Below are 13,508 nucleotides of genomic sequence, written 5' to 3' on the forward strand. Positions count from 1 at the left end.
GTGCCGTGACCAGGTCATCGCCGCGGCTCAGCCGGAACACAGCCTTCCCCCAGCGGACCGGCACAGTATGCGCACATGCCTGGCGCTCCCGGCTCCCACACCGGCCACCTCCCGTCGGCTCGCATGCCCCCCCGGGCACGCGCCCTGCCGGCGGTTCCGACTGACCGCCTCAGTCCACGAGGAACTCACCGAGGTGCGGCACCGTGAGTTCGGCCCAGATCACCTTGCCCTGGGGGGTGTACCGGGTGCCCCAGCGCTCGGCGAGCTGCGCGACCAGGAACAGGCCCCGACCGCCCTCGTCGGTGGTCGCCGCGTACCGCAGATGCGGCGAGGTGCTGCTGCCGTCGGCCACCTCGCAGATCAGCGTGCGGTCGTGGATCAGCCGCACATGGATGGGGTCACTGGCGTACCGGATGGCATTGGTGATCAGCTCGCTCAGCACGAGTTCCATGCCGAAGCCCAGCTCGGACAGGCCCCACTCCGCCAGCTTCTCGGACACGGCGGCGCGCATCCCCGACACGGCGGCCGGGTCGCGGGGTACGTCCCAGTCGGCGACCTGCTCCGGCGGCAGCACCCGGGTGCGCGCGATGAGCAGGGCGATGTCGTCCGTGGGGCGCTCGGGCAGCAGCTCCTCCAGCACCGCCTGGCAGGTCTCCTCCGGCGGCCGGTCCGGGTGACCCGCCAGCGACCGGCGCAGCAGCTCCATGCCCACGTCCAGGTCGCGCGAGCGGTCCTCGACCAGACCGTCGGTGTACAGCGCGAGCTGGCTGCCCTCCTGCAGCTCGAACTCGGCCGACTGGAACGGCATGCCGCCCAGGCCCAGCGGTGGCCCGGCCGGCAGATCGGGGAAGCTGGCCTGCCCGTCGGGGGAGACCACCGCGGGCGTCAGATGTCCGGCGCGCGCCATCACACAGCGGCGCGACACCGGGTCGTAGATCGCGTACACGCAGGTGGCGCCCACGATCTCGCCCGCCGTCTCGGAGCAGGCCTCGTCCTGGTCGATGCGGCCGACCAGGTCGTCCATGTGACTGAGCAGCTCGTCGGGCGGCAGGTCGAGGGTGGAGAAGTTGTGCACCGCGGTCCGCAGCCGGCCCATCGTCGCGGCGGCGTGCAGACCGTGACCGACCACGTCGCCGACGGCCAGCGCCACCCGGCCCCCCGGCAACGGGATCACGTCGAACCAGTCGCCGCTCACCCCCGACTGGGCGGGCAGATAGCGGTAGGCCACGTCCAGGGCGGTCTGCGCGGGCAGCGCCCGGGGCAGCAGACTGCGCTGGAGGGTCACGGCCAGGGCGTGCTCGCGGGTGTACCGGCGGGCGTTGTCGATGCTGACCGCGGCCCGGGCCACCAGCTCCTCCGCCAGCGACAGCTCCTCCGCGTCGAAGGGGTCCCGTTTGGAGCGCCAGAAGTTGGCCATGCCCAGGACGATGCCGCGCGCCTGGATGGGGGCGGCGATGAGCGAGTGGATGCCGAAGTCCAGGATCTGCCGGGCGCGCTGCGGATCCTGCGCGGTCCAGTCGTCGGCGGCCGACAGATCGGACACCAGCTCGGAGCGGCCCGCACTGTAGCCGCGGGCCTGCGGGGTGGAGGGCAGGAAGTCGATCAGCCTGCCCTTCTCGTAGAGGGGATGGTCGTCCCGGATGCCGCTCACGGCGACGCGCCGCATGCCGGTCGCCGTGGGCGCCGGTTCCTCGCCGTGCAGCACGGCGTCGGCCAGGTCCACGGTGACGAAGTCGGCGAAGCGGGGCACGGCGATCCGCGCCAGTTCCTCCACGGTCCGGATCACGTCGAGGCTGTTGCCGATGCCCAGCCCCGCGTCGTACAGCAGCTCCAGGCGTTCCCGCGTCACCTCGGCCCGGCCGGTGATGGCCTGCAGCTCTGTGCAGTCGCGGAGGGTGGCCACGGTTCCGCCGGGGCCTCCCGAGCGGTTCGTGGGCCGCTGGTTGACCGCCAGCAGCCGTCCTCCGGCGAAGTGCACCTCGTCGGAGGCGGCGCGCCCGGAGGTGAGCAGGTCCGCCGTCGCGGGATCGAGGCCGGACAGGTCCCGCACATCGCTTCCCTCGGCGTCGGAGGGCAGCTCCAGCAGCCGCCTGGCCTCGTCGTTGACGAGCAGCAGCCGCCCGTCGTCATCGACGATGAGCACGCCCTCACGCACCGAGTGCAGCACCGTGTCGTGGTGCTCGTACATGCGGGTCATCTCTTCCGGCGCCAGGCTGTGCGTCTGGCGCCGCAGCCGCCGCCCCACCAGCGCCGTACCGCCGGTCGACACCACCAGCGCGCCGGCCCCGGCGGCCAGGATGATCGGCATCTGGCGGTTCACCTCGCTGGTCACGTTCTTCACCTTGAGCCCGGCGGAGACGAGCGCGACGACCTTGCCGTGGTCGTCGAATATGGGAACGGTCGCCTGCTCCTCGTGGCCGAGCGGCCCGTGGACCTCCTCGGTGTAGACCTTCCCGGCCAGTGAGGGGCCGATCCGGCCCACGAACCGGTGCCCGATCTTGCTCGGCAGGGGGTGGGTGTACCGGATGCCCTTGGTGTTCATCACGACGATGAAGTCGACGCCCGCCGACTTGCGACCCGCCTCGGTGAGGGGCTGGAGGATCTTGGACGGGTCCGGGGCGTGCAGAGCCTGGATCACGCCGGGGGAGTGCGCGAAGGTCTGCGCGACGGCGATGGACCGGCGCCTGGCCTCGGTGCTGGTGTCGTGTTCCGACTGCAGGACGAGCGCGATGACGCCGCAGATCACGAGCAGCGCCACCAGGGCCACCTGCAGAAGGAACACCTGCCCGGCGACACTGCGGCCCCTACCGGCCTTGCGCCGGGAGGTACGCCGTAGCCGGGCGGATACGTCCCACATGCGGCATTTGTAGCACTGGTAGGTCTCGTTGCCTATGGCTGATCCGAGGGGCGGACACATTTTCGTCGCCTCGCTCGTCACAAAAGTGAACTCACGCCCCTCTGGTCACGAGACCGGAAGGTTTTGCTCCCCAGTCATCGGCGGCTCCGGGCGGACCCGGTGGTCATGTCCACCGGGTCCGCGAGCCGGGCGGCTGAGGGGGGTGAACACCCGCCCGGGCGGTGCGAGCTCGTGAGGCCGGCCGAGGCACGACAACGTTGTCTCGCTCTGCATATGACTTTACCGCCTCAACGGACAACGATGTCAACCCACTTGAGACAACCCGGCCAGGTGATTCCGGCGTGTGTCTGCTGGGGCGTGTGTGTTCTTCCGTGGTACCGGTGGCGCACGTTGAGGGAGTCACCCGAGGCGCCGGGCAGACCAGCGAAGGGGGGCGGACCCGGACGGGCCCGCCCCCCTTTCCCTGCGCGCGTCAGGCCAGCAGTTCCACCTCCGCCAGCGTCGACTCGCCGTCCAGGACCAGGCGGTACTTCGTGTAGGTGCCCGGTGCGGCGATGGTGAACGCCCGGGTCTGGTGGTCCCAGGTGAACGTCTCGCCCGTGCGGTGGTCCAGGGTCTGCCAGGTGGTGCCGTCCGTGGAGCCCTGGAGGGTCCAGCCGGCCGGCGCCCTGGTGTGGTCCGCCGCCGAGGTCAGGGTGTACTGGACGGGCTTCGCGGGCCCGGCCACCGGCAGGTCCACGGAGGTGACCGTGGCGTCCGTCGCCGAGGTGTCGTCGAACAGCGGACCGTCACCCTTCAGGACGTCGGACCGGGGCGCCGGCACCTTGTCGTCCTGGGTGATGGAGACCGGGGCCGCGTCCTTGCCCGTGCCCCACGTCGAGGGCTCCGCACCCATGTGGAACTCCAGCACCCCGCCCTTGGACAGCAGCGAGTGGGGGAGCGATGTGGAGTTCCAGGGACGGCCGTCGAACGTCACGCTCTGGATGTAAACGTTCTTGGCACTGTTACCAGGCGCCTTGACCACCAGGTCGCGGCCGTTCTCCAGGTGCACGGTGACCTTCTTGAACAGCGGGGAACCGATCGAGTAGTCGCCACTGCCCATCACCAGCGGATAGAAGCCGAGCGCGGAGAAGAGGTACCAGCCCGACTGCTCCCCGTTGTCCTCGTCGCCGTGGTAGCCCTGCCCGATCTCGCTGCCGGCGTACAGCCGGGAGAGGATCTCGCGCACGGTCGCCTGGGTCTTCCAGGGCTCGCCGGCCGCGTCGTACATGTACGACACGTGGTGCGCGACCTGGTTGGACTGCCCGAGCATGCCCATCCGGACGTCCCGTGCCTCGGTCATCTCGTGGATGACGCCGCCGTAGGAGCCGACGAAGTCCGGCGAGGCCGTCTCCGGGGTGGAGAAGAACGCGTCCAGCTTCTCGGCGAGGGCCTGCCGGCCGCCGTAGAGGTTGGCCAGGCCCCGGCTGTCCTGCGGGACGCTGAAGGCGTAACCCCAGCCGTTGGTCTCCGTGTAGTCGTACCCCCACACCCGGGGGTCGTACGAGGAGGAGTCGACACGCCAGTTCCCCTGGGCGTCACGCCCCTGGAAGAAGCCTCCCGCCGCCTTGGGGTCGAACAGGTTCACATAGTCCCGGGCGCGGTTGAGGAAGTACTCCGACTCCTCCTTGTAGTGCCGCTCGCCCGTCTTCTTGTACAGGGCCTCGCCCATCCTCGCGATGCCGTAGTCGTTGACGTATCCCTCCATGGCCCAGGACAGGCCCTCGGAGGTGGCGGTGCTGGTGTAACCGAGGAACGGCGAGGTGCTCATGCCCTTGCGGCCCACGCCCGACACCGGCGGGACGACGGTCGCGTTCTTCAAGGCCGCCTGGTACGCCGCCTTCGCGTCGAACCGCACGCCCTTGACGTAGGCGTCGGCGAACGCCACGTCCGAGGAGGTACCGGTCATCAGGTCGGCGTAACCGGGCGAGGACCAGCGGGAGGTCCAGCCGCCGTCCTTGTACTGCTGCACGAAACCGTCCACCATCTCGCCCGCCTGAGAGGGCGTCAGGAAGGAGTACGCCGGCCACGTGGTGCGGTAGGTGTCCCAGAAACCGTTGTTGACGTACACCTTGCCGTCGACGATCTTCGCGCCGGTGTGGGTCGGGGTGTCCTGGCTCTGCATCGGGGAGAAGGGGGAGGCGTACTGGTCCTTGCCACCCACCTTCTCGAAGCCCGAGTTCGGGTACAGGTACAGCCGGTACATGCTGGAGTACAGCGTGGTCAGCTGGTCCGGGGTCGCGCCCTCCACCTCGACCTTGCCGAGCAGCTCGTCCCAGGTGCGCTGCGCCTGCCGCCTGACCGTGTCGAAGGAGGCGCCGTCCGGGATCTCCTGGCGGAGGTTGTCCTTCGCCTGGTCGACGCTGATCAGCGAGGTCGCGAGGCGCAGGGTGACGGTGTGGTCCGCACCGGCGTCGAAACGCAGGTAACCCTTTACCCCGCTCGATCCCCCGTCCGTCACCGGCTTGTCGAACTCGCCGTACACGAACAGCCGGGTCGCGCCCGTCGACAGGCCCGACTTCACGTCCGAGTAACCGGTGACGATCCCGTGCTCCTTGTCGAGGGTCAGCCCCGCCTGCTCGGTCACGTTGTCGAACAGCACGCTCGCGTCGTCGCCGGGATAGGTGAAGCGCAGCACCGCCGCGTGGTCGGTGGGCGTCATCTCGGCCTTGAGACCGTTTTCGAAACGGACCCCGTAGTAATAGGGCCGCGCGGTCTCGTTCTCGTGCCGGAACGGCAGTTCGCGGGCCTCACGGCCGGTGTCCGGGGTGCCGGACGCGGCCGAGGGCATCACCTGGAAGGTCTGCCGGTCACCCATCCACGGGCTCGGCTCATGACTCGCGCTGAACGCCTGGATCGTCGGCAGGTTGTCGTCGTTGTTCGCGCGTGCGTACTCGTACAGCCAGCTCAGCGACGACGCGTTGGTCACCGGCGTCCAGAAGTTGAAACCGTGCGGAAGGGCCGTCGCCGGGAAGTTGTTGCCGCGCGAGAAACTGCCGCTGGAGTTGGTGCCGCGCGTGGTCAGCGCGTAGTCCGACAGATGCGCCTTCGGCTGCTCCGGCGCCGCCTGCCGCAGCGCCACGTCGTCGATCCAGCCCCGGAACTTCGCCGGCCCGTCTGGGGAGTCGTACGCCACCAGTATCCGGTCGACCGTCCTGCCGGCCGCCACGGAGCCGATCCGCGAGACCACGTTGTTCCACTGGTTGACGTACAGCGACTTCGACGCGCCCTGCCCGCGCGGTGACAGCGGGAACCCGTGCTGGTCCAGTGCGCCCAGGTCGCTCAGATAGGAGCCGTCGGTGAAGGCAAGGTCGAGGGAGACGTTCGTGGCGTCGTAGTCCCGGTCGCCGTCGGCCATCGACGGGAAGATGCGGTACGACAGCTGGGTGTCGCCCGCGACCTTCACGTTCACGTCGAAGATCTTGTTGTACGAGTACGCCCGGCCGCCCGCCGTGTGCCGCCCGGCGTAGCGCAGTGCCCTCCTGCCGGTGAACCCGGCCCGTGCCTTGGCCGTCGGCGAGCCGGTCGGGCCCTTGTCTACCAGCGTCAGCATGTCCTGCGGCACCGGTCCGCCCCCGCCGCCGGTGGAGAACTGCACATCGGCGAGCTGGAGGATGTCCGCGCCGTTGTTCCGCGTGACCTCCAGCCGGAAGTGCTGGTACTCGGCCGGCTGGGCCAGGTCGTACGACTTGGTCTGGAAGCGCTCGGAGAAGTTCTCGCCCGAGCGGGTGTCGACGGTCTTCCAGTCCTTGCCGTCGGTGGAGCCGAGCAGCGTCCAGTCCCTCGGGTCGCGCCCGTCGTAGTCGTTGGCCGAGGTGAGCGCGTAGGTCATCAGCTTGATGGGCTTGTCGAGGTCGAACTCCACCCAGCCGGTGGGCTCGAAGGTCAGCCACTTGGTGCCGGGCTCGCCGTCGACCAGGTTCTCCTTCACCTCGCCGGCGCCCGTGTTCTCGTCGCTCGCCCGGACATCGGTGACGTGGTCGGTGACATTGCCCGGAATGCCGGTGCTGTAGCCGCCGTCGACACCCGAGGCGCGCTTGCTGCCGTCCGGGCCGGTGTCGACGGTGTTCAGCCAGTCCGGTGCCGGATCCCCCGTCTCGAACGAGGACGCGAACTCACGGTCGGCGGCCGGAGCCTTGGCGGGCAGGGCGACCGCCGCGCCCTGTGCGCCGGCGGTCATGACGAAGGCGGCCGTGAGGACGACCGCCGGACCCCATCTGTGCCGAGTTCTCCGCTGCATCTACGGATTCCCCTCCTGCGACCCTCTGGACAACGTTGTCAACTGCGGTGCGCAGGAACCAGTAGGGCGTCAAGTGGCCCGTGATGTCAAGGGTGTTGGGTGTGGCATTCAGGCGCTTATGGTGCGAGTTTTTCCCGCAGGCGCCGCACAGGGGCCTCATATTTCCGCGAGGTCTCAACTCGGAAAAGACCCATAGCCAACCCTGCATTCGATCTTGCTCCGCTGGCGGGAAGTGGACTATACCTGTCGGCACTTCCAGCATGACCCTGCACGACCCAGCACTACCCGACCGCGGTGCCGGGGAGGATCCGGTTCACCGCCTGAGTCCTGGAGAAGGCGAGGACTTGAGCATGGGATCCACCTCGAACCACGGTGCCGAAGGTGTCGGCCGTCGTGAACTGATCAAGCGGTCCGCCGCGCTCGGTGTGGTCGCGGCCCCGGGGATGGGCCTGCTGTCCGCCTGCGCGAGCAGCGGCGGGGGCGGGCAGAAGAAGGACAAGGCGGGGAAGAAGACCGCCAAGAACCCGCTCGGTGTCAACGAGACCGCCAAGATGGAATTCGTCCTCTTCGACGGCGGCTTCGGCAAGGAGTACGCCCAGGACGCGGTGAAGATCTACCAGAAGGACTTCCCCAAGGCCACGGTGAAGTTCTCCGCCACCCAGAAGATCCAGTCCACCCTCCAGCCCCGCTTCAACCAGGGCAACCCCCCGGACCTGATCGACAACTCCGGCGCCGAGCAGATGGACATGGGCGTCCTCGTCGGCAAGAACCAGCTCGCCGACCTCACCCCGCTGCTGGACGCGCCGTCGTACGACGACCCGAGCAAGAAGGTCCGCGACACGCTGCGCCCCGGCATCGTGGAGATGGGCCAGTTCGACGGCAACCCGGTCTGGATCATGTACTACGCTTACACGGTGTACGGCGTCTGGTACTCCCAGAAGGCCCTGGACTCGCTCGACGCGCAGTACCCGAAGACCTGGGACGAGATGCTCCAGGTCTGCGCGAAGGCCAAGAAGAAGGGGATGGCCGGCTGGACGTATGCGGGCAAGTACCCGTACTACATCCCCTTTTCGCTCTATCCGATGATCGGCAAGGTCGGCGGGCGCGAAGTGCTCGACGCCATCGACAACCTGGAGCCGAACGCCTGGAAGCACCCGGCCGTCAAGGCCTGCTTCGAGGCGTACTACGAGCTGTACAAGAAGGGCTACGTCCTCAAGGGCACCCCCGGCCTCGACCACATCCAGTCCCAGACCGCCTGGGCCAAGGGCGAGGCGCTGTTCATCCCGAACGGCTCCTGGGTGGAGAACGAGTCGGCCAACGTCATCCCGAAGGACTTCAACCTGGCCGTCTCCGCGCCGTCCGGCATCGACTCGTCCGACAAGCTGCCCTTCGGCACCATCTGGGCCTCCGGCGGTGAGCCCTTCATCGTCCCGGCCAAGGCCGCCAACCCCGAGGGCGGCATGGAGCAGCTGCGCATCATGCTGTCCGAGGCGTCCTCGAAGAACTTCACCGCCAAGGTGAAGTCGCTGACCGCCTACAACGGCGGCACCTCCGGCATCACCCTCACCCCGGGTCTGAACTCCGGCGTGGCCGCGCTCAAACTGGCCGGATCCAACGTGGTGAATCCGCGGCTTCAGGACTGGTATGTACAGCTTCAGAAGGAGAAGATCGGTGTGGCCGGTCTCGGCGAGATGATGGCCGGCCGGCTCACCCCCGCAGAGGCCATCAAGAAGATCCAGGGATTCGCCGACGAGGCGGCCAAGGACACGTCCATCAAGCACTACAAGCACCAGTAACCAGCACCCCTATCAGCACCGGAGTGGCGATGCAGCACGGCAAGTACCGGTTCATTGTGGGGTTTCTGGCACTGCCCCTCGGACTGTACGCGCTCTTCGTGGTGTGGCCGTTCATCCAGTCCATCTATTACTCGTTCACGGACTGGACCGGCCTGAGCCCCGAATTCAAGATGGTCGGTTTCGACAACTACCGGAGGATGTTCCACGACGACATCTTCTGGAAGTCGTTGGAGCACAGTCTGCTGTTCGCTCTGGTGCTCCCGCTGGTGACGATCAGTCTGGCGCTGTTCTTCGCCTTCATGATCAATGTGGGCGGACGCCGGAGGAAGGGCGGCCCCGTGATCTCCGGGGTCCGGGGCTCGTCCTTCTACAAGATCGTGTACTTCTTCCCGCAGGTGCTGTCCATCGCGATCGTCTCGCTGCTGTTCGCCTTCGCGTACAACCCGGACAGTGGCGCGATCAACTCCCTGCTGCGCGGCATCGGCCTCGACAACGTCCAGCCGCTGTGGCTGGGCGACCCGAGCCTCGCGCTGTGGTGCGTGATGGCGGTGCTGGTGTGGTCCACGGTCGGCTTCTTCGTGGTCCTGTTCTCGGCGGGCATGGCCTCCATCCCGACCGAGCTGTACGAGTCGGCGCTGCTCGACGGCGCCGGCCGGGCCACCACCTTCTTCCGCATCACCCTGCCCCTGCTGTGGGACACCGTGCAGTCCGGCTGGGTCTACATGGGCATCCTCGCGCTCGGCGCCGAGTCGTTCGCGGTCGTACAGATCATGACGACCGGACCGGGCGGGCCGGACTACTCGACCACGGTGATGGTCCTGTACGTGTACCAGAAGGCGTTCCGGGACGGTCAGGCCGCCTACGCCACCACCATCGGCGTCGCCCTGCTCCTCGTCACCCTCGCCTTCGCGGCGATCGTGATGCGGCTGGGCCGTCGCGAGCGGCTGGAGTTCTGAACCGATGAAGACGACCGAGACCCCCGCACCGCTGCCGGCCGAACCCGGCGCCACCGTCTCCAAGGTCGACGTACCCGCCCCGAGGCCCGCCCGGCAGAAGAAGGAGGGCGGTGTCCTCAACGTCTTCTCCCACGGCGTGCTGATCATCTGGGCGATCATGGTGGTCACGCCGCTGCTGTGGGCGGTGATGACGTCCTTCAAGTCGGACAGCTCGATCTTCGGCTCGCCCTGGTCCCTGCCGGACAGGCTGCACTTCGACAACTGGTCGCGGGCCTGGACCCAGGCCAACATGAGCGACTACTTCCTCAACACCGTCCTGGTGGTCGGCGGCTCGCTCATCGGCACCCTGGTGCTCGGCTCGATGGCGGCCTACGTCCTCGCCCGCTTCGACTTCCCGGGCAACCGCTTCATCTACTACCTGTTCATCGGCGGCATGAGCTTCCCGATCATGCTCGCGCTGGTCCCGCTGTTCTACGTCGTGAACAACATGGGGCTGCTGAACACGATCCACGGCCTGATCCTGGTCTACATCGCGTATTCGCTTCCGTTCACGGTGTTCTTCCTCACGGCCTTCTTCCGCACCCTGCCCACCTCGGTGGCGGAGGCGGCCTTCGTGGACGGCGCTTCGCACACGCGTACGTTCTTCCAGATCATGCTGCCCATGGCGAAACCGGGCCTGATCAGCGTCGGGATCTTCAACTTCCTGGGCCAGTGGAACCAGTACATGCTGCCCACGGTCCTCAACACCGACCCCGACAAGAAGGTGCTCACCCAGGGCCTGGTGCAGCTCGCGGTGAGCCAGGGCTACAAGGGCGACTGGTCGGGGCTCTTCGCCGGCCTGGTGATGGCCATGCTGCCGGTGCTCGGGGCGTACGTCGTCTTCCAGCGGCAGGTCGTCCAGGGCCTGACCGCGGGAGCGCTGAAGTAGCCCCGCGGGCCCCGGCGGGATCACGTCCCGCGTCCTTCCGTGCGCACGCCGTCCCGGCCTCGGGGCGGCGTGCTCGCGCGTGTACCGGGCACCCGGAAACGGTTCAACCTCTTGACGTGAGTGACCCCGAACAGCTCAGCTTAGAGTTCACTAGTTGGACATACGCGGGGCCTCGCCGAAGCGGCCCCGCGCTCAGGAGGTCGTCGTGGAGACTCCAGGGTCGCAGTCGTCGCTGCACCGAGCCAACCTGGAGCGGGTCGTACGGGCCGTGCGCTTGGCCGGGTCCCTCACGCAGGCGGAGATCGCGCGGACGACCGGGCTGTCCGCCGCCACCGTCTCCAACATCGTGCGGGAGCTGAAGGACGGCGGAACCGTCGAGGTCACGCCCACGTCGGCGGGCGGGCGGCGGGCCCGGAGTGTCAGTCTGAGCGGGGACGCCGGGATCGTGATCGGCGTCGACTTCGGGCACACCCACCTGCGCGTCGCGATCGGGAACCTCGCCCACCAGGTGCTGGCCGAGGAGGCCGAGCCGCTGGACGTCGACGCCTCCGCCGCACAGGGCTTCGACCGGGCGGAGGAGCTGGTCAGCCGCCTGATCGCGGCGACCGGCGTGAACCGCTCCAAGGTGGCCGGCGTGGGCCTCGGCGTGCCCGGCCCGATCGACGTGGAGTCGGGGACCCTGGGGTCCACCGCGATCCTGCCCGGCTGGACCGGCGCCAAGCCCGCCGAGGAGCTGCGCGAACGGCTCGGCGTGCCCGTGCACGTGGACAACGACGCCAACCTCGGTGCCCTCGGCGAGCTGGTCTGGGGCAGCGGGAAGGGCGTCCGGGACCTCGCGTACATCAAGGTCGCGAGCGGTGTCGGCGCCGGTCTGGTGATCGACGGGAAGATCTACCGGGGCCCGGGCGGCACCGCCGGAGAAATCGGGCATATTACACTCGACGAATCCGGCCCGGTCTGCCGTTGCGGAAACCGCGGCTGCCTGGAGACGTTCGCGGCCGCGCGCTATGTGCTCCCGCTGCTCCAGCCCAGTCACGGCCCCGACCTGACCATGGAAGGCGTCGTACGGCTGGCCAGGGACGGAGACCCGGGCTGTCGTCGGGTGATCGCCGACGTCGGCCGCCACATCGGCAGTGGAGTGGCCAATCTCTGCAATCTGCTGAACCCGAGCCGGGTGGTCCTCGGTGGTGATCTCGCCGAGGCCGGTGAGCTGGTGCTCGGGCCGATCAGGGAGTCCGTCGGTCGCTACGCCATTCCCAGTGCGGCGCGCCAACTGTCCGTTCTCCCGGGGGCGCTCGGAGGTCGTGCGGAGGTGCTGGGGGCGCTCGCCCTCGCCCTCAGCGAGATGGGCGATTCGACCCTTTTGGACGGATCGCTGCAGGTCGCGGCCCCTGCCTTCACTTAGAGAACGGATGGCACCGTTGCCATCTCGTTAAGGATTTACTTCTTGACGTCGCACGTGTGGCCGAGTTGACTTCCAGCCACCTCGGCCGCAACGACGCGGCCTCGTCAGGGAGGTTTCTGAAGTGAACACGCGTATGCGTCGTGCGGCCTTCGCCGTTGCTGCTGGTGCCATGGCCGTCTCGCTCGCCGCCTGTGGCAGCGCCAAGGAGTCCGGTGGTGGCTCCGGCAAGTCGTCCAGCCCCAAGAAGGGCGACGCGATCACGGTCGGTCTGCTCCTGCCGGAGAACCAGACCGCCCGTTACGAGAAGTTCGACCGCCCCTTGATCGAGAAGAAGGTCAAGGAGCTCACCAACGGCAAGGGCAAGATCGTCTACGCCAACGCCAAGCAGGACGCCAGCCTGCAGAACCAGCAGGTCGACACCATGATCACCAACAAGGTGGACGTCCTGATCGTGGACTCGGTGGACGCCGCGGCCATCAAGAACTCGGTTCAGAAGGCCAAGGACGCCGGCATCCCGGTCGTCGCCTACGACCGCCTGGCGCAGGGCCCCATCGACGCGTACACCTCGTTCGACAACGAGACGGTCGGCAAGACCCAGGGCGACGCCCTGCTGAAGGCCCTGGGCTCCAAGGCCAAGTCCGGCAAGATCGTCATGATGAACGGTTCCTCCACCGACCCGAACGCCGCGCAGTTCAAGAAGGGCGCCCACGAGGTGCTCGACGGCAAGGTGAACGTCGGCAAGGAGTACGACACCAAGGAGTGGAAGCCGGAGAACGCCAACTCCAACATGGAGGGCGCCATTTCCGCTCTGGGCAAGAAGAACATCATCGGCGTCTACTCCGCCAACGACGGCATGGCCGGCGGTATCATCACCGCCCTCAAGGCCGCCGGCATCTCCAACATCCCGGTCACCGGCCAGGACGCGGAGCTCGCGGGTGTCCAGCGCATCGTCGCCGGTGAGCAGTACATGAGCGTCTACAAGCCGTACGCCCCCGAGGCCGCTGCCGCCGCCGAGATGGCCGTGGACCTGGCCCAGGGCAAGTCGCTCGACTCCGTCGCCAAGGACAAGGTCGACAGCCCGACCACCAAGCAGGTGCCCTCGGTCCTGGTGCCGGTCACCGCGCTGACCAAGGACAACATCAAGGACACCGTCATCAAGGACGGCGTCTACACCGTCGCCGACATCTGCACCTCGCAGTACAAGGCGGCCTGCGACAAGATCGGTCTGAAGTAAGCAGCCGCACGCGCCTTCCCAACTAGGGGAATTCACCTTTGAATTTCCCCAGC

General features: G+C 68.0%; 7 protein-coding genes. 5 read left to right on the top strand and 2 right to left on the bottom strand.

Features of this window, described 5'->3' with window-relative positions; all coding sequences use genetic code 11:
* Positions 1-169 precede the first annotated feature (169 nt).
* Complete coding sequence (locus AB0D93_RS35010) at positions 170-2,857, bottom strand: SpoIIE family protein phosphatase (protein ID WP_362128557.1); 2,688 nt, start codon at positions 2,855-2,857, stop codon at positions 170-172.
* A gap of 472 nt (positions 2,858-3,329) precedes the next feature.
* Positions 3,330-7,136, bottom strand: coding sequence for a GH92 family glycosyl hydrolase (locus AB0D93_RS35015; protein ID WP_362128560.1), 3,807 nt, complete (start codon positions 7,134-7,136; stop codon positions 3,330-3,332).
* 350 nt (positions 7,137-7,486) lie between these two features.
* Here AB0D93_RS35015 and ngcE point away from each other — a divergent pair, with 350 nt between their 5' ends.
* From ngcE to AB0D93_RS35040, 5 genes are all read left to right on the top strand, one after another.
* Complete coding sequence (gene ngcE, locus AB0D93_RS35020) at positions 7,487-8,932, top strand: N-acetylglucosamine/diacetylchitobiose ABC transporter substrate-binding protein (RefSeq protein WP_362128564.1); 1,446 nt, start codon at positions 7,487-7,489, stop codon at positions 8,930-8,932.
* Between the two features lie 29 nt (positions 8,933-8,961).
* Entirely contained in the window at positions 8,962-9,888 is a 927-nt protein-coding gene (locus AB0D93_RS35025) for a sugar ABC transporter permease (RefSeq protein ID WP_362128567.1), read from the top strand.
* 4 nt (positions 9,889-9,892) lie between these two features.
* Positions 9,893-10,816 (top strand): carbohydrate ABC transporter permease, encoded by a 924-nt coding sequence (locus AB0D93_RS35030; protein WP_362128570.1) that lies wholly within the window; start codon positions 9,893-9,895, stop codon positions 10,814-10,816.
* Positions 10,817-11,021: 205 nt separating this feature from the next.
* Entirely contained in the window at positions 11,022-12,221 is a 1,200-nt protein-coding gene (locus tag AB0D93_RS35035; RefSeq protein WP_362128572.1) for an ROK family transcriptional regulator, read from the top strand.
* Between the two features lie 133 nt (positions 12,222-12,354).
* Positions 12,355-13,455 carry a substrate-binding domain-containing protein gene (locus AB0D93_RS35040; RefSeq protein WP_362128618.1) on the top strand — a complete coding sequence of 367 codons (1,101 nt, stop codon included), beginning with the start codon at positions 12,355-12,357 and terminating at the stop codon, positions 13,453-13,455.
* Positions 13,456-13,508: the final 53 nt, after the last annotated feature.

The organism is Streptomyces sp. NPDC048191, assembly GCF_040652655.1.
Taxonomy (GTDB): Bacteria; Actinomycetota; Actinomycetes; order Streptomycetales; family Streptomycetaceae; genus Streptomyces.

What these genes read in the sequence shown, in the direction of transcription:
- AB0D93_RS35030 (WP_362128570.1), top strand. Translation starts at nt 9,893, where the DNA reads ATGAAGACGACCGAGACCCCCGCACCGCTGCCGGCCGAACCCGGCGCC.
- ngcE (WP_362128564.1), top strand. Translation starts at nt 7,487, where the DNA reads ATGGGATCCACCTCGAACCACGGTGCCGAAGGTGTCGGCCGTCGTGAA.
- AB0D93_RS35040 (WP_362128618.1), top strand. Translation starts at nt 12,355, where the DNA reads ATGCGTCGTGCGGCCTTCGCCGTTGCTGCTGGTGCCATGGCCGTCTCG.
- AB0D93_RS35025 (WP_362128567.1), top strand. Translation starts at nt 8,962, where the DNA reads ATGCAGCACGGCAAGTACCGGTTCATTGTGGGGTTTCTGGCACTGCCC.
- AB0D93_RS35015 (WP_362128560.1), bottom strand. Translation starts at nt 7,136, where the DNA reads ATGCAGCGGAGAACTCGGCACAGATGGGGTCCGGCGGTCGTCCTCACG.
- AB0D93_RS35010 (WP_362128557.1), bottom strand. Translation starts at nt 2,857, where the DNA reads ATGTGGGACGTATCCGCCCGGCTACGGCGTACCTCCCGGCGCAAGGCC.